Below are 16043 nucleotides of genomic sequence, written 5' to 3'. Positions count from 1 at the left end.
AGCCATGAACATACATGCACCAAGCCCGTTCGCTGCCGCAAGCCTGGCAACGCCGATCACCATCCAACGGCCGCGGATCATCGAGTTCGGCGCGGGCACGGCCGCGATCGCCGGTCGTTGGGCGGCCGAGCAGAAGCTTACCCGCATTCTCGTTGTGGCGGACGCCTTCAACGCGAACCGCATCGCGGTTCTGCAGCTGAACGGTGAGGTCACGATGTTCGGCGAGGTCCGCCCCGAGCCGGACGTACCCAATCTGGAGGCGGCGCTGGCACTCGCCAGCCAAGTGAAGCCTGATCTCGTCATCGGCTTCGGCGGCGGTAGCGCCATGGACCTCGCCAAGCTCGTCGCGGTGCTGCCGGGCTCGGGACAGACGCTGCACGACGTCGTCGGCCCGGAGAAGGTCAGGGCCAAGGGCGCCTTGCTCATGCAGGTGCCGACCACCTCGGGCACCGGCAGCGAGGCCGGCACCCGTGCGCTCATCACCGACCCGACGACGCAGAACAAGCTCGCGGTGCAGAGCTTGCATGCGCTCGCCGACATTGCGATCATCGATCCGGCGCTGACACTGAGCCTGCCGCCGGCGGTGACCGCCGCGACCGGCGTCGATGCCATGGCGCATTGCGTCGAGGCCTTCACCAGCAGGAAGGCGCATCCGCTGATCGACATGTATGCGCTGGAAGGCGTCAGGCTGGTCGGCCGCTTCCTCGGCCGCGCCATCGCCGACGGCTCCGATATCGAGGCGAGGGCCGGCCTGTCGCTCGCCTCTCTTTATGGCGGTTTCTGTCTCGGCCCGGTGAACACCGCAGCAGGCCACGCCGTCGCCTATCCGCTCGGCACCCGCCACCATATCGCCCATGGCGCGGCCAACGCGCTGATCTTTCCGCACACGCTTGCCTTCAACACGCCTGCCGTGCCGGAGAAGACCGCTGCGATCCTTACAGCGCTCGGCCTTCAGGCCTCGTCACGAGAGGCCGAGGTCTTCGCAGCCGCGCATCGCTACTGCGCCGATCTCGGCTGCGAGATGAAGCTCTCGGCGCTCAACGTCCCGCGTGACGACCTGCCGGCCATGGCGAGCGAGGCCCATGCCATCCGCCGCCTGCTCGACAACAACCCGCGCGACATCAGCCGCGAGCAAATCCTCGCGCTCTATGAGGAGGCCTATTGATGGGTGCCCACCCGACCACCATCGAGCCTGCCGGATTGTCCGAGCGCACCGGCATCCTTCACCCGCGGCAGGGCGATCCGGCCCGAAGCGAAGCCTATCTTCCCTCGCCTTGCGTGCAGAACCATGCCGCCAACATTGCCGTGCTCGGCAATGGCGACCTCGCGACCGTCTGGTTCGGCGGCACGCAGGAGGGGATTCCCGACATTTCGGTATATTTTTCCCGGCTCGCACGGGGGGCGCAGCGCTGGACGGCGCCGATCAAGCTGTCCGACGACCCGACCCGCTCCGAGCAGAACCCGGTGCTGTTCACAACGCCGACCGACGGACTCTGGCTGATCTGGACGGCGCAGGTCTCCGGTAACCAGGACACCTCGCTCATACGCAAGCGCGTCTCGCATGACCATGGCCAGACATGGGGGCCGATCGAGACGTTGTTCGAGGCGCCGCAGGGGTACGGTCTGTTCGTGCGCCAGCCGCCCGTCGTGCTCGATGACGGCGCCTGGCTGATCCCGGTGGTTCACTGCGTCAGCGTGCCGGGCGCCAAATGGGTCGGCGATCGCGACATCAGTGCCGTGCGGATCTCGACGGATCAGGGGCGAAGCTGGAGCGAACATGTCGTGCCCGGCTCGCTCGGCTGCGTGCATATGAACGTGCTCAAGCTCAAGGACGGGTTGCTCGCGCTCTATCGCAGCCGCTGGGCCGATTTCATCCATGCTAGCCGCTCGACGGATGGCCGCGCCTGGTCGGCGCCCGAGCCCACCGCGCTGCCTAACAACAACTCTTCGATCCAGGCGACCGTGCTCGCCGACGGACGCATCGCGCTGGTCTTCAACCATTCCAGCGCAGCCGACGCTTCGGGCCGGCGCACTGGCCTTTACGACGATATCGAGGACGAGGGCGAGGCGGGCGGCGAAGCCGCGCCCACGTCCGTCGCGACGGGTCGCACAGCCTTCTGGGGTGCACCACGGGCGCCGATGACGCTCGCGATCTCCGCGGATGGCGGTCGATCCTGGCCGGCCATCCGCGATCTCGAAACCGGCGACGGCTTCTGCATGACCAACAACTCGAAGGACCAGCTCAACCGCGAGTTTTCCTATCCATCGATCACGCAGACGCCCGACGGGCTGCTGCAAATCGCTTTCACCTACTACCGCCGCGCCATCAAGCATGTCCGCGTCCCGCCAGATTGGGCGAGCGGCGCCTGATCGCACGCCACGAAACTCCAGAAAGACAACCCGGAGATGCCAATGGCCGCCCTCGCTCAGAACCACCCGCTCGATGCCGCGCCGCCGACCCGCGACCTCATCGCGATCCGCGGGCTCGACAAGACCTATGCCGGCGGCAGTGTGCATGCGCTGTCCAACATCGATCTCGACATCAAGGATGGCGAATTCGTCTGCGTCGTGGGTCCGTCCGGCTGCGGCAAGTCGACCTTGCTGCGCATCCTCGCCGGGCTCGACGACTATGACAGCGGCGATGCGGCGCTGGACGGCAAGACCATCACCGGTCCCTCGCGGGATGTCGGCGTCGTCTTCCAGGCGGCCAATCTGCTGCCGTGGCTGACGGTCCGCGAGAACGTCGCCTTGCCGTTGCGCGTCGGCGGCAAGCAGGTCGGCCAGGCGGAGGACATCGATCGTCTGCTCGACGTCACGGGCCTCAAGGATTTTGGCCATCGCTACCCTTACGAACTCTCGGGCGGCATGCAGCAGCGTGCCGGCATTTGCCGGGCGCTGGTCCGCTCACCCCGCGTGCTGCTGATGGACGAGCCTTTCGGCGCGCTCGACGCGCTGACCCGCGAGCGGATGAACCTCGAGCTGCAGCGCATCTGGCAGGCGAGCCGCAAGACCGTGCTGCTGATCACCCATTCGATCTCGGAAGCGATCTTCCTCGGCGATCGCGTCGTGGTGATGTCGGCAAGGCCCGGCCGGGTCATTCGCGAGCTCGAGGTGCCGATCCCGCGCCCTCGCTCGAACGACACCATCATCAGCCACCCGGCCTATCCTGCGCTCGCCCAGGAGATCCGCGGGCTTCTCAACGCTTCGGGAGACGAGTGATGAGCCAGGCACACACCACCATCGTCGCCGATTCCGCAACGATCGAGCGCGCCGCAGCCAAGCCGAAGACGGCGGCTGGTAAGCACAAGGACGCGAGGGGCGTCAACGGCACCGCGATCACGCTCGTCGGCCTGGTGCTGCTCTTCACCGGTTGGTCCCTGGCGGTGAAGTATCTGGACATTCCGTCCTACATCCTTCCCACGCCGCTCGCTGTCTGGAAGGCGCTCTGGTCGGGCATCGCGGTCAGCCCGACGAGCCCGCTCGGCTACTACCTGCCGCTCTGGGGTACGCTGAAGAACGCGGCGCTCGGCCTCGCCATCGGCTCCGGCCTCGGCTTGGTACTCGGCTCGTTGATGGCCGAAAGCCGGCTGATCGAGAAGCTGATCATGCCTTATGCCTTCGCACTGCAGAGCTTGCCGAAGGTCGCCATCGCCCCGCTGATCGTAATCTGGTTCGGCTTTGGCGACGGCTCGAAGATCGCGATTTCCTCGCTCCTCGCGTTCTTTCCGATGCTGATCAACAGTTTCACCGGCCTTCGCGCCGTCGAACCCGAGCGCATCGACCTGATGCGTTCGCTCTCGGCCTCGCGTTTCGAGACCTATCGCATCGTGAAGCTGCCGAACGCCGCGCCATACATCTTCGCCGGCCTCGACATGGCGGTTGTCTATGCCCTGCTGGGCACCATCGTCGCCGAGTTCCTTGGCGCGCAGCAGGGCATGGGCGTCGTTATCACGCAGGCCCAGGCCGTCACGGACGTGGCGGGCGTCTTCGCCGCGCTGGTGATCCTGGGTGCCATGGGAATTCTTCTGCACAGCATCGTCCGCGGGCTGGAAAAGAAAATCGTTCATTGGGGCGATCGCGGTCGAAAGTGATCAAACCAAATGGGGAAGGGAGGAACGACAATGATCACACGTCGAGCCTGGCTTGCCGCGAGTGCGGCCTTCGCGGCTGCGGCCGCGATCGGCGCGCGAATAGCGTCGGCGCAATCCGCAAGGACGTTGAAAGTCGCGATCGGTCAGAAGACGATCGCTCCCAATCTCGTCAACCTGCTGATCGGCGAAGGGCTTGGCTACAACGCGGCGGAGGGCTTCAAGGCACAGTTCCTGATGGTGGGCGGCGTCTCGAACGCGCAAGTCGCAGTCGACAAAGGCGATGTCGACATCGCGACCGGCGTGCCGTCCTTCGCCCTACCCATCCTGGCGCGCGGCGATTGGGGGAAGGCTACCCATTTCTACCAATATACCTATCCCTACAAGTGGGACGTGGCGGTGAAGCCGGATTCGACCCTCAAGAGCTATGAGGAGCTCAAGGGCAGGAATATTGGCGTCTCGGACTTCGCCGGCACCGAATTCCCGGTAACGAAGAACGTTCTGCGCAATCTCGGCATCGATCCCGACCGCGACGTGAAATGGACTGCAGTTGGTAGCGGCGTTTCGGCCGGCGTTGCGCTCCAGCGCGGCGCCATCGACGCACTTGCCTATTACGACACCGGCTTTGGACAGATCGAGGGAGCGGGCATCGACTTCAGGCTTTTGCCGCTGCCCAAGGATCTGCCGATGGTCGGTGGACAGTTCCTGATGGCGTTGCGCGATCGCTTCGTCAAGGACCGCGAACTTTTGATCGGCTATGGCAGATCGGTTGCAAAGGCATCCGTTTTTCTCGCAGCGAGCCCCCGTGCCGGTGCGCGTGCCTTTCTGAAGATGTATCCGGAAGCGGCCCCGCGCGGCTCCAGCGAGGAGGATGCGGTCAAGTCCGTGCTGGTCGCAACCGCGCGGCGCATCAAGCTCTACGAGCCGCCCTACCAAGGTGCCAAGCTAGGCAGCATCAATCCGGAGGAGTTCCGGATCGAGGCGCAGATGAACGCCATGAAGATTGCCTCTTTTGACGGCTTTTACTCAAACGAGCTGATCGATGAGATCAACCGCTTCGATCGCGAGGAGATCAAACGGCAGGCGCGGTCCCACGCATGAGCATAGGGGCGACAAAGATGGATATGGCGACAGCGCGGCGCATCGATGCGCCGGCAGCTGCCGGTATTTGCGACACGCATTTCCACGTCTTCGGCCCCTATGATCGCTTCCCACTGCCGCGCGACGCTTCCTATCGGCCGAAGGAAGCGACCGTGGCGGCATATCGCGATGTCGCCAGTCGGCTCGGCATCGATCGCATGGTGGTCGTCCAGGGCGGCTGCTATGGCGCCGACAACCAAGCCATGCTTGCTGCCGTGCAGAGCCTCGGCGCTGATCGCGCATCCGGAATCGCCATCATCGACGGGGCCACGAGCGTCGCAGACCTCCGCCGGCTGGATGAAGGCGGCGTGCGCGGCATTCGGATCAACGTCATATCGGACAAAGGCATCGACGCCGATGCTATCCGGGCCCGCGCGAACATGATTGCCCAGTTGGGCTGGCACATCCAGTTCCACGCGCGCGCCGACCAGATCGTGCAGCATGCGGCTCTGCTTCGTAATCTGCCTGTCGATGTGGTGATCGACCATTGCGGCCGGATCGATCCGCGCGAAGGCGAGGACCAAGAGGCGATGCGTGTGATGTTGAAGCTGCTCGAGACGGGACGAGGCTGGATCAAGCTCATCAGCTACCGATCGCTGCCGCCTGGCGGCAGGGGCGGCGAGATGGTGCCGTTCTTGCGGCGTTTTGCTGCTGCCGCGCCGGAACGCTGCCTCTGGGGCACGGATTGGCCTCATCCCTTGATGGACATTGAGCCCGACACCAGGGCGCTGCTCGACGAGTTCTCTGGCGTCTTCGATAGCGAGCCCCTTCGCGGGGCAATTCTCAGCAAGAATGCTGAGCAACTTTATGGATTCCGATAACGGCCGTGGTCCAGGCCATAATTAGAACGAAGGGAGAGAAGCGATGGCTACACGCAGAGAATGGCTTCTGGCGAGCGGCGCCTTCGCCGCGGCGCTGACAATCGGCTCGCGCACGGGTTTCGCGCAGGGAGCCAAGACCCTCAAGGTCGGTTTCGGGCAGAAGGCGATCAGTCCCAACCTCATCAACCTGCTGATCGGCGAGACGCTCGGCTATAACGCCGCCGAAGGCTTCAAGGTCCAGGGCATGGCACTGGGCGGCAACAACAACGTCCAGGTCGCGACCGACAAGGGCGACGTCGATGTCGGCGTTGGCGTCCCATCGACCGCGCTGCCGATCCTGTCAAAGGGCGAATGGGGCAGCGCCCTCAATTTCTACGAATACACCTATCCCTACAAATGGGATATCGCCATCAAGAAGGGCGCAGGCACGAAAAGCTATGCCGAGCTCAAAGGCAAGAACATCGGCGTTTCGGACTTTGCTGGAACCGAATACCCGGTCACCCGCAACGTTCTGCGCAGTCTCGGTCTCGATCCCGACCGGGATGTGAAATGGACTGCGGTGGGCAACGGCATCCCCGCCGGCGTCGCGCTGGATCGTGGTGCCATCGACGCGCTCGCCTATTACGACACCGGCTTCGGCCAGATCGAGGCGGCGGGCATCGCGATCGAGATGCTCCCCCGCCCGGAGAAGCTGCCGATGATCGGAGGCCAGTTCCTGATGGCGCATCGCGCGCGCATCGAGGCCGATCGTGCCCTCTTCGTCGGCTATGGCCGCTCGGTCGCGAAGGCATCCGTTTTTCTGCTCGCCAACCCCTCGGCCGGAGCGCAGGCCTTCCTCAAAATGTATCCCGAGACGGCCCCGCGCGGCTCTACCGCGGAGCAGGCGGTCAAATCGGTAATCGAGGCGATCAGCCGGCGCATCAAGCTCTACGAGCCACCCTATCAGGGCGCAAAGATGGGAAGCATCCGCGAAGAGGAGTTCGCCACAGAAGCGCAAATGAACGGCTGGGACATCAAGGATTTCAAGAAAATATACACCAACGACCTGATCGACGAGATTAATAAGTTCGATGTCGAGCAGATCCGGGCACAGGCTCGTTCCTGATGAGCACTATCATCGCATCGCAGGACGGGCGCGCCAGACGTGCGCTCGTGACCGGTGTGAGTTCCGGCATTGGCGAGGCAATCGCGAAGCGGTTGCTCGCCGAGGGCTGGAACGTGGTAGGCTTCAGCCGCAGCAGGCCCGCCTTCGCAGCGGAAGGGCTGATCCACAAGCAGGTCGATCTCTCCAATCGAGAGGCGCTCGCCGAAGCGTTGAAGGACCTTGGGTCGCTCGAGGCCATCGTCCATGCAGCCGGCCTTCTGCGCGTGGGGCACCTTGGAGAACTCGATCCGGAAAACGCGCGCGAGATGTGGCGGCTGCATGTCGATGCGGCCGAGCAGATCGTCGAGGCGCTGGTACCTTCGCTTCCCGACGGCGCCCGCATCGTCCTGCTCGGCAGCCGAACGGCCGCCGGCTCTCCCGGGCGCGCCCAATATGCGGCGACCAAGGCTGCAGTGGTCGGGATGGCACGTTCCTTCGCGATCGAGCTCGCACCACGTCAGATCACGGTGAACGTCGTGGCGCCCGGTGCCACCGACACACCGATGCTGAGAGACCCGCGACGCGCATCGGTCGCGCCGAAGATGCCGCCGATCGGCCGTCTCGTAAGGCCGGAGGAAATCGCTGCGACCACGTCTTTTCTGCTTTCCGAAGGCGCTGCCAGCATCACAGGCCAGCAGATCATCGTCTGCGGCGGTGCCTCGCTTTGAGCTCGCTGCCCATTTGTAGACCGTCCCGTTGGTATCCGCATGACCGAGCCGAAATTCCGCAACAAATCCGTCTGCGTCACCGGAGGCGCCCGGGGCCTGGGCGCGGTCATCGCGCGGCGCTTTGCGATCGCCGGTGCTCACGTCCATGTCGCCGACCTGCTTGACGAGGAGGTCCAAGCGCTGGGCCGCAGCCTCCGCGACGAGGGTCTCTTGGCGACGGCGCATCGGCTCGACGTCGCCGACGAGGCCGATTGGGAGAAACTCGTGGCCGCCATCGACGCGGCCGGCGCCGGGCTCGACGTGCTTGTCAACAACGCGGGGATCATCATCCGCAAGCCGCTGATGCAAACCTCGAAATCCGAATGGGACAGGGTGATGAGCGTCAATGTCGCCGGCATCTTTCTAGGGATGAAACATTGCCGCTCGCTGCTGGTGGAAGCAGCGCCTTCTGCGATCGTCAACGTCTCGTCGACCGCTGGTATCATCGCTCACGACGACCCTTCCTATACGGCCAGCAAATGGGCTGTTCGCGGCCTGACAAAATCGGCGGCGCTCGAGTTCAGCGCCGACCGGATCAGGGTCAATTCCATCCACCCGGCTATGATCGCTACGCCGCTCACGTTCGCTGCGCCGGAAGGCCACATGGAGGCTAATCGCGCAATGATCCCGATGGGTCGGGAAGCCCGTCCCGACGAGATCGCCAATATCGTCCTGTTCCTGGCGTCGGACCATGCGTCGTTCATGACCGGCAGTGAGGTGACGGCAGATGGCGGGCTAACAACGGGGGGTGTCGCGCATGCCCGGAAAAGAGTGCAGACGGAAATCCAACAGCGTTGATCCTACTGGCGTGCCTGCAAGAAGGTCTCATATCATCGCCTTGATGGCGGCGGCTTAGTACGGCGGCTACAGGATGAGAGTCGCACCGCAGGATTAAATGGCGGTGCGAATAGCAGTACCCTTATGGGCCGCCAGATTGTCCATCACGACGATGTCGCCAAGCCAGCCTGGGCGTCACGCGTAGGACGTAGAGGGCAGCTTGCTGTTGACCGGAAGTATCCCGTGGTGATGATCTTGTAGATCCACGCGGAGAGCGGCTCGGCGAGTCGCGGTGGCTGCCACCGCACAGCACGCGCAGCGACGAGGAGGAGGGCGGAGCCATCCGAGCGTCTTCTATGGAAGCTGGCCTCAGGCTCAGGCTTTGACTTAATAACTTGACTGACAAGTTTACGTCTAAGTATGATCCGTCGTCGTTGTAGGAGCGGTATGCAATGCAGCCTGCTGAAAGCGTTTGTTCGATGCGCGACAGCAGATGATTGCGGGCTGCAGTAGGCATTCGACTGGGACGAACGCGCTTTTCTTCTTCCACATGCGCCACTCTGGATACGTACTCCTGGAGGATTACCGATGTCCGATTCCAAAACGACCAAACCGATCACGCGGCGCGCCTCGCTGCAGGCGGGATTGGCGGTCGCGGCGCTCCCCTTCTCAGGCATCTTCGCTAGCTACGCTGCGGCGCAGACAAAACCCGCGACGAAAGTGCTCGATTTCACGACGACTGCCGACATCGCCAAGGCGGAGCAGGAAGGCGAGTTCCTGTTCTACACCCACGATAGCGAGCCGGCGGGCGCCAGCGTCGTCGAAGCTTTCGCGAGGGACTTTCCGAAGATCAAGGGCAAGTATCTTCGCGCGCAGAACGGTGCGCTGTTCACCAAGGTGCTGGCCGAGCGCTCCGCGGGACGTTACGTCGTCGATGTCATCCAATTCTCGGAGCCCGCAACCGCGCTCGACTTCCAGAAGCGCGGCGGGTACATGCGGCACGTGTCGCCGCAATCCGAGTTCTATGCGGCGGAGTATCTGTCCAATCCGGTCGGCGATTTCTTCTGCCCCGGCGTGACGTTCGCCGGCATCTGCTACAACACCGATAAGGTGAAGCCTGAGGAAGTGCCGAAGAATTGGAAGGATCTGCTCGATCCTCGCTGGCAGAACGCGATGAGCGTCAAGCAATCGACATCGGGGCTGCAATTCGTTCAGTGGTTTGAGCTGAAGAAGCTATACGGCGGCAGCTATTGGAAGGAGCTCGCGAAGCTAAAGCCGCGCGGCTTCGATTCGCGCGCGCAGTTGTTCGACCGGTTGGCCAAAGGCGATGACAAGATCTGTGGCCTCGCTGAACTTGCGGGCTACCTGCTGCAGAAGGAAAAGGGCGCGCACATCGCATTCGTCGCGCCGCCCGACGGCCTGCCGGCCGGCACGCTGTGGAACGGCGTCGTCGACAAGGCGCCGCATCCGGAAGCCGCGAAGCTATTCGTCGACTGGCTGATGTCCCCGCGCGGACAGAATCACTACCAGACGAACCCGTTCTTCTACTACGGCTCGGTGCGCAAGGACGCGCCGCCGATGCCCGGCGGCACGCGCCTCCGCGATTTCAAGCTGCTCGCGCCGACCGCGGCGGAGATGCCGGCCTACATGGCAGCGCAGGAATCTTTCACCAAGGAATGGAACGCGATGCTCGGGCTGTAGGCCGTGCCCTTGTCCACTGCGATTGCAGCACCGGCTTCGCGGCCGCGCCGAGCTATCTCGACGCAGATGGTCGCCATGACGATGGTGATCGTCGTCGTGGCCATTTTTGTTCTCTACCCGGTGTTCTATCTGCTGCAGGCAGCATTCGACGTCGGTCCGGCGGAAGTCCGCCCGCCGGCCGCGTATGGGTTCGACAACTTCTCAGCGCTCGGGAAGTACTGGGAGATCATGCTCAACACGCTGGTCGTTAGCTTTGCGGCGACGATCATGGCCCTGATTTCCGGCTTCCTGACGGCATGGATTTTGACCCGGACCAACGTGCCATTTCAGCGCACCCTCGAGCAGCTAATGGCCGTGCCGTACTACGTCACGCCACTGCTCGGCGCGCTCGCCTGGAACTTCCTCGGGGCACCCGAGAGCGGCTTCATCAACCAGATCTGGCGCGCAGGCGGGGGACAGGGGGCGCTGATCGACATCACGTCGGCCGTTGGCATCGCTTGGGTGATGGCGCTGTTCGAAGGCTCGGTCGCGTTTGTGATGATCGGTGCGGTGATGAAGTCGATGGACCCGGCACTGGAGGAAGCGTCCCAGATGTCGGGCGCAGGCCGTTGGCGCGCGATGCTGCGGATCACGCTGCCGCTGGTCGCGCCGGGCGTTCTCGGCGCGGCGATCTTCGTGTTCGCCGAGATGCTCGGTTCGTTCTCGGCGGCACTCGTGCTCGGCACGCCGGCCCGATTCTATGTCATCACTACTGCGATCTACCAGTTTGTCTCGCAGTATCCGCCGCGCCTCCCGCTGGCTGCCGCGCTCGGCGTATCGCTGTTCGCCGTGATGTTCGGAATGCTGTACCTGTACCGCCGCATCACGGCCAATCGCAGCTTCGTGACGATCAGCGGCAAGGCTTTCCGCCCCCGCCCGATCGACATGGGGTGGCTGCGCTGGGTGCTGTTCGCCGTCTGCGCCGGCTATGTGTTCCTCTCTGTCGTGCTGCCGATCACGACACTAGTCTTCGCGTCGTTTCAGAAGTTGGCCGTGGCCTGGCCTGCTGCCGATAACTTCACGCTCGACAATTACCGGACGGCGCTGTCGCTCAACGCTGTTCGCTCGGCGCTGTCGAACAGCCTCTTCCTGGGCTTGCTGACCGCAACGATTGGCGTCGTGCTCACCGGCCTGCTGGCGTGGATCATTCAGCGCAGCCGGCTGCCGGGACGTGGCGTGCTCGAATACATCGTAATGTTTCCGCAGGCAGTGCCGCGGTTGGTGTTCGCGTTCGGCATGATGTGGGCGTGGCTGGCGTTTCCGATCCCGATCTACGGCACGTTCTGGATCCTGCTCATCGCGTACCTGACAGTGTTCCTGCCGCTCGGCGTCCGCACGATCTCGGGCGTCATCATGCAGCTTGACAAGAGTCTGGAGGAATGCGGGCAGGTATGCGGCGCGTCATGGGCCTTCCGGGTGCGCACCATCGTCGCGCCGCTGCTGTGGCCCGGGATCCTGGCAGCATGGCTGCTGATCTTCGTAGCGAGCGTGCGCGAGTTGGGCGCCTCGATCCTTCTCATGGGACCGGATTCCAAGGTTATGACGCCGGCCATCGCCGAAGCATTCTTCTCAACCAGCTCGGAGCTGACCGCCGCAATGGCGCTGATCCAGACCGTTGTCGTTGCCGCCGCGATGGTGGTTTTCACCTTGATGACGCGCCGCGCCGCGGTGCATGGAGCGTGACCTCGATGGCCGATAGCGACCGCGCGCCAGAAATCGAAGTCGAGGGGCTCGTGATCCGCTATGGCGCGGTCGCGGCTGTCGGACCCGTCAACTTTAGCGTCACCCGGGGCGAGCAGTTGACGCTGCTCGGGCCCTCGGGCTGCGGGAAAACGACGACATTGCGCGCGATCGCCGGGCTCGAGCGGCCGACTGCCGGCGCGATCCGCATCCGCGGCGACACCGTGTACGACGCTTCACGCCGCATCAATGTGCCGGCCGAGCGTCGCGGCTTGTCGATGGTGTTCCAGTCGTACGCGATCTGGCCGCACATGACGGTGTTCGAGAACGTCGCCTACGGACTTCGCGTTCGCAATGCGAGCGCTGCTGAGATCGACGACAAGGTGCGGCACGCGCTCGATCTCGTGAAGATGGGTGCCTATGCGAGCCGCAACGCTTCGCAGCTTTCCGGCGGCCAGCAGCAGCGCGTCGCCGTCGCTCGTGCGTGTGCATTCTCGCCGAAGGTGCTGCTGTTTGACGAGCCGCTGTCGAACCTCGACGCGAAGCTGCGCGCGCAGATGCGCATCGAGCTACGTGAACTGCAGCATCGGCTCGGCGTCACGTCGGTGTATGTGACGCACGATCTCGAAGAGGCGCTTGCGATGTCGGACCGGATCATCGTCATGCGCGGCGGTCACATCGAGCAAGTGGGACCGGCGGCCGATATCTACAACTACCCGCGTACCGCGTTCGTCGCCGATTTCGTCGGCTCGGCGAACCTGATCTCTGGCCGGCTGCGAGCGGACCTGGCCCGCGACGGACTGATCGCGCTCGAAGCCGACGCCGGTCGCATCCTGTATGGCGAGGCGCGCGGCCGCGAGGCCGGGCCGACGCCGACGATGTCGGTGCGCACGGTGCATCTACAGTTGAATTCGACGCAGCCGACGGCCTCGATCAATGTCTGGCCGGTGCGGGTGCGACGCACCGTGTTTCTAGGCGACCTGACGCAGGTGCACGTCGAGTGGGGCGGCCGTGAGCTCGTCGTCCGCCAGACTGCCTCGACAGCACCGGCCGAAGGATCGACGGCGTATCTATCGATCGATCCTGCCCGCTGCGTTCTGCTGGAAGCCGACGCTGCAACCGAGGCGGAGCAGGCGCCGCCGCCACCGACAGCCCCGATAGTGGCCGACCTGCCGATTGAGTAGCGTGCGCGGCGATGGCGCTGCTCGAGCTCCCGGCACGCGCTTGCGCTGCTGATCGGCAGAGAAAAGAGCCGCGGCGACCAGCCGCGTTCTTAGGCGACCACGCCTTGCATGATGATGCCCCTGTGTTGGAGCGCGATCGACTCCTAACCAAAGCCCGTGCGCTCGCGCTTTAGGTGCGGGCGTTTTTCATCCGGCCAGGCGGTCACGCCACCTCAATGTGTTGCGAGTCCCCTCGCGGGTACCGCGTCTTGTCCAAACGGAATGGTTTGATTCAAGTAGCGACCGTGTCGGCCAGGGTGCGGCTCTTGGAATTGGCGATGTGCTGGCGCATTGCCTGCCGGGCGCGGTCGGGGTCTTCTTCCAAGATGGCGCGGTAGATCTGCACGTGCTCGTCCTGCACCATGCGCAGCCGGGCATGGGTGCTGCTCAAAGCCAAGCTGCGCATCACGCGCATGAAGTCGAAGATCTGCGTCGACAGGGCCTGCAGGCAGTTGGTGAACAGATCGTTGCGGCAGGCTACAGCCACGGCCTGATGGAAGCGCAGGTCGGCCGCGTGGCCGATCTGGCGCGTCTCGATGGCTTGAGCCAGTTCGTCCAGCGCGCCCCGCATTTCTCCCAGGTCTTCTTCGGTCCGTCGGCTGGCCGCGAGGAAGGCTGCGTCGCCTTCGATGGCGCTGCGCAGCTCCATGCAGCGCAGCAGGTCGGGAAGCCCGCCGATGGGCGCCAGTTTGAACAACTCCGCGTCGTGGCGCAGCCGCACAAACGAGCCCGCACCGCGCTGGGTTTCGACCACGCCATCCGCGTGCAGCCGCGACATCGCTTCGCGCACGACCGGACGCGACACGCCGAAGGCCTCGCACAGCTCTGCCTCCGAGGGCAGCTTGCTGTTGACCGCGAAGTGCCCCGCGGTGATCAGCTTGTAGATCTGCGTGTAGAGCTGCTCGGCCAGCCGCGGCGCTCGCGTCGCCTTGGCTCCCAGCAACTGACTGCCACCGCGCGGCAAGCGCAGCGATGAGGAGGAGGGGGGCAGAGCCATTCGAGCGTCTTCTACGGGAAGCACGCAGTTGTCAACTTAATAACTTGACTGACAACTTTACATCTAAGTAAAATCATCATTCAAGGAGCCGCCGCGGGACCCTCGCCCGCCGCTGCGGCATGCCACAGGCGTTCGGCACCTTCTAACCCTGGCCGCATGTCCTTAGGAGAAATCATGAGTCAAGACAGCCCCACGGCCGTCCTCATCGACAACCCCGTGATCCGCATGCACCCGGCGGACAACCTCGTCATAGCGCGCGTCGACCTTCCGCCCGGCGTGCCGATCGACGACAGCGGCCTGGTCTTGCTGCACGCGGTCAAGGCGGGAAACAAAATCGCCTCGCGAGCCATTGCCAAGGGCGAGCCCATCCTCAAGTACGACACCACCATCGGCTTTGCCATCACCGACATCGCGCCTGGCGAGCCGATTGGTGCCGACCGCATCGAGTACCGTGAGTTCGACCGCGACTACGCGTTCTGCAAGGCCTACCAGCCGTCCGCGCAGTTGCCCGAATCCGAGCGCGCCAACTTCAAGGGCTTCGTGCGCCGGGACGGCCGCGTGGCCACGCGCAACTATGTGGGGCTGGTCGCCACCGTCAACTGTTCAGCCACCGTCGTCCGCAAGATCGCCGAGTGGTTCACGCCCGAGCGGCTGGCCGACTATCCCAACGTCGATGGCGTCGTGGCCTTCGCGCACAGTACCGGCTGCGGCATGGAGCAGACCGGCGAGCCGATCGAACTCCTGCGCCGCACGATCGGGGGCTACATCAAGCACCCCAACATCGGCGCTGCGCTGGTGGTTGGCCTTGGCTGCGAGCGCAACCAGGCCGCGCAGCTGCTGGCCTCGCAGGGGCTGCAAGAGAGCGACAGCCTGCGCGTGCTGACCATGCAGCAGGTTGGTGGCACCCGCGCGACCGTCGAAGCCGGCATCGAGGCCGTGCGGCAGATGCTGCCTATTTGCAACCGAGCCACGCGCCAGCGCGTGCCGGCCAGCCACCTCAAGGTGGGCCTGCAGTGCGGCGGCTCCGACACCTTCTCGTCGATCACCGCCAACCCGGCGCTGGGCCGCGCCGTGGAGATCCTCACGCGCCACGGTGGCACCGCCATCCTGTCGGAGACGCCCGAGATATACGGCGTGGAGCATACGCTGACGCGCCGTGCCGCAACGCCCGACGTGGCGCAGAAGCTGGTTGATCGCGTTCAGTGGTGGAAGCGCTACTCCGAAGGCCGTGACGTGCAGATCAACGGCAAGGTCGCCCCGGGCAACGCGGCTGGCGGCCTGGCCAACATCTTCGAGAAGTCGCTGGGCTCGGCCATGAAGGGCGGCACCGGACCGTTGATGGAGGTCTACAAATACGCCGAGCCGGTCACGGCCAGCGGCTTGGTGTTCATGGACACACCGGGGTACGACCCGGTCTCCGCCACCGGGCAGATCGCCGGCGGCGCCAACCTGATCTGCTTCACCACAGGCCGCGGCTCGATGTTCGGCGCCAAGCCGGCCCCGACGATCAAGCTGGCCACCAACTCGCCAATGTACGCGAGCCTGTCCGAGGACATGGACATGAACTGCGGCGAGATCCTGGACGGCACGGCAGATATCGAGGCCATGGGCCAGCGCATTTTCGAATTGATGCTGGCTATCGCTTCCGGCGAGGAGAGCAAGAGCGAAAGCCTTGGCCTGGGCGATAACGAATTTGTGCCCTGGCAAATCGGCATCACCGGCTGAC

The 16043-nt window shown here is 64.3% G+C and carries 14 protein-coding genes; 13 read left to right on the top strand and 1 reads right to left on the bottom strand.

Translation table 11 applies throughout. The annotated features are described in order from the left end of the window. Positions 1–4: 4 nt before the first annotated feature. The 12 genes from IVB27_RS33685 to IVB27_RS33630 all read left to right on the top strand — a co-directional run bounded on the left by IVB27_RS33685 (position 5) and on the right by IVB27_RS33630 (position 13281). On the top strand, positions 5–1165 hold the full coding sequence (locus IVB27_RS33685) for an iron-containing alcohol dehydrogenase (RefSeq protein ID WP_247447086.1): 1161 nt from the start codon (positions 5–7) through the stop codon (positions 1163–1165). After that, positions 1165–2370 (top strand): sialidase family protein, encoded by a 1206-nt coding sequence (locus tag IVB27_RS33680; protein ID WP_247447085.1) that lies wholly within the window; start codon positions 1165–1167, stop codon positions 2368–2370. The genes IVB27_RS33685 and IVB27_RS33680 overlap by 1 nt, the downstream gene beginning before the upstream one ends. A gap of 42 nt (positions 2371–2412) precedes the next feature. Further along, positions 2413–3219, top strand: a complete 807-nt coding sequence (locus tag IVB27_RS33675) for an ABC transporter ATP-binding protein (RefSeq protein WP_247447084.1) — start codon at positions 2413–2415, stop codon at positions 3217–3219. Continuing rightward, positions 3219–4091, top strand: coding sequence for an ABC transporter permease (locus IVB27_RS33670; RefSeq protein ID WP_247447083.1), 873 nt, complete (start codon positions 3219–3221; stop codon positions 4089–4091). Before IVB27_RS33675 ends, IVB27_RS33670 begins: the two co-directional genes overlap by 1 nt. Before the next feature lie 30 nt (positions 4092–4121). Further along, the gene (locus tag IVB27_RS33665; protein WP_247447082.1) at positions 4122–5189 is read left to right on the top strand and encodes an ABC transporter substrate-binding protein; all 1068 of its coding nucleotides are present in this window, start codon (positions 4122–4124) and stop codon (positions 5187–5189) included. After that, the gene (locus tag IVB27_RS33660; RefSeq protein WP_345946954.1) at positions 5186–6049 is read left to right on the top strand and encodes an amidohydrolase family protein; all 864 of its coding nucleotides are present in this window, start codon (positions 5186–5188) and stop codon (positions 6047–6049) included. The genes IVB27_RS33665 and IVB27_RS33660 overlap by 4 nt, the downstream gene beginning before the upstream one ends. 43 nt (positions 6050–6092) lie before the next feature. Further along, positions 6093–7154, top strand: coding sequence for an ABC transporter substrate-binding protein (locus IVB27_RS33655; RefSeq protein ID WP_247447081.1), 1062 nt, complete (start codon positions 6093–6095; stop codon positions 7152–7154). After that, complete coding sequence (locus tag IVB27_RS33650) at positions 7154–7861, top strand: SDR family NAD(P)-dependent oxidoreductase (protein WP_247447080.1); 708 nt, start codon at positions 7154–7156, stop codon at positions 7859–7861. The genes IVB27_RS33655 and IVB27_RS33650 overlap by 1 nt, the downstream gene beginning before the upstream one ends. A 39-nt stretch (positions 7862–7900) precedes the next feature. Then, positions 7901–8698, top strand: a complete 798-nt coding sequence (locus IVB27_RS33645; protein ID WP_247447079.1) for an SDR family NAD(P)-dependent oxidoreductase — start codon at positions 7901–7903, stop codon at positions 8696–8698. 567 nt (positions 8699–9265) lie between these two features. Continuing rightward, positions 9266–10378: an ABC transporter substrate-binding protein gene (locus tag IVB27_RS33640; protein WP_247447078.1), complete on the top strand. Its 1113-nt coding sequence runs from the start codon at positions 9266–9268 to the stop codon at positions 10376–10378. A 9-nt stretch (positions 10379–10387) separates the two neighbouring features. After that, positions 10388–12100, top strand: coding sequence for an ABC transporter permease (locus tag IVB27_RS33635; protein WP_247447077.1), 1713 nt, complete (start codon positions 10388–10390; stop codon positions 12098–12100). A gap of 5 nt (positions 12101–12105) precedes the next feature. After that, complete coding sequence (locus IVB27_RS33630; RefSeq protein ID WP_247447076.1) at positions 12106–13281, top strand: ABC transporter ATP-binding protein; 1176 nt, start codon at positions 12106–12108, stop codon at positions 13279–13281. 271 nt (positions 13282–13552) lie between these two features. On the opposite strand, the gene IVB27_RS33625 is transcribed toward IVB27_RS33630, so the two are convergent. Continuing rightward, positions 13553–14317, bottom strand: a complete 765-nt coding sequence (locus IVB27_RS33625) for a FadR/GntR family transcriptional regulator (RefSeq protein WP_247447075.1) — start codon at positions 14315–14317, stop codon at positions 13553–13555. 174 nt (positions 14318–14491) lie between these two features. On the opposite strand from IVB27_RS33625, the gene IVB27_RS33620 reads away from it, so the two are divergent. After that, positions 14492–16042: a D-arabinonate dehydratase gene (locus tag IVB27_RS33620; RefSeq protein ID WP_247447074.1), complete on the top strand. Its 1551-nt coding sequence runs from the start codon at positions 14492–14494 to the stop codon at positions 16040–16042. Position 16043: the final 1 nt, after the last annotated feature.

The organism is Bradyrhizobium sp. 197 (assembly GCF_023073375.1).
Classification (GTDB): Bacteria; Pseudomonadota; Alphaproteobacteria; order Rhizobiales; family Xanthobacteraceae; genus Bradyrhizobium.
This window is presented reverse-complemented; position numbering and strand designations above follow the sequence as displayed.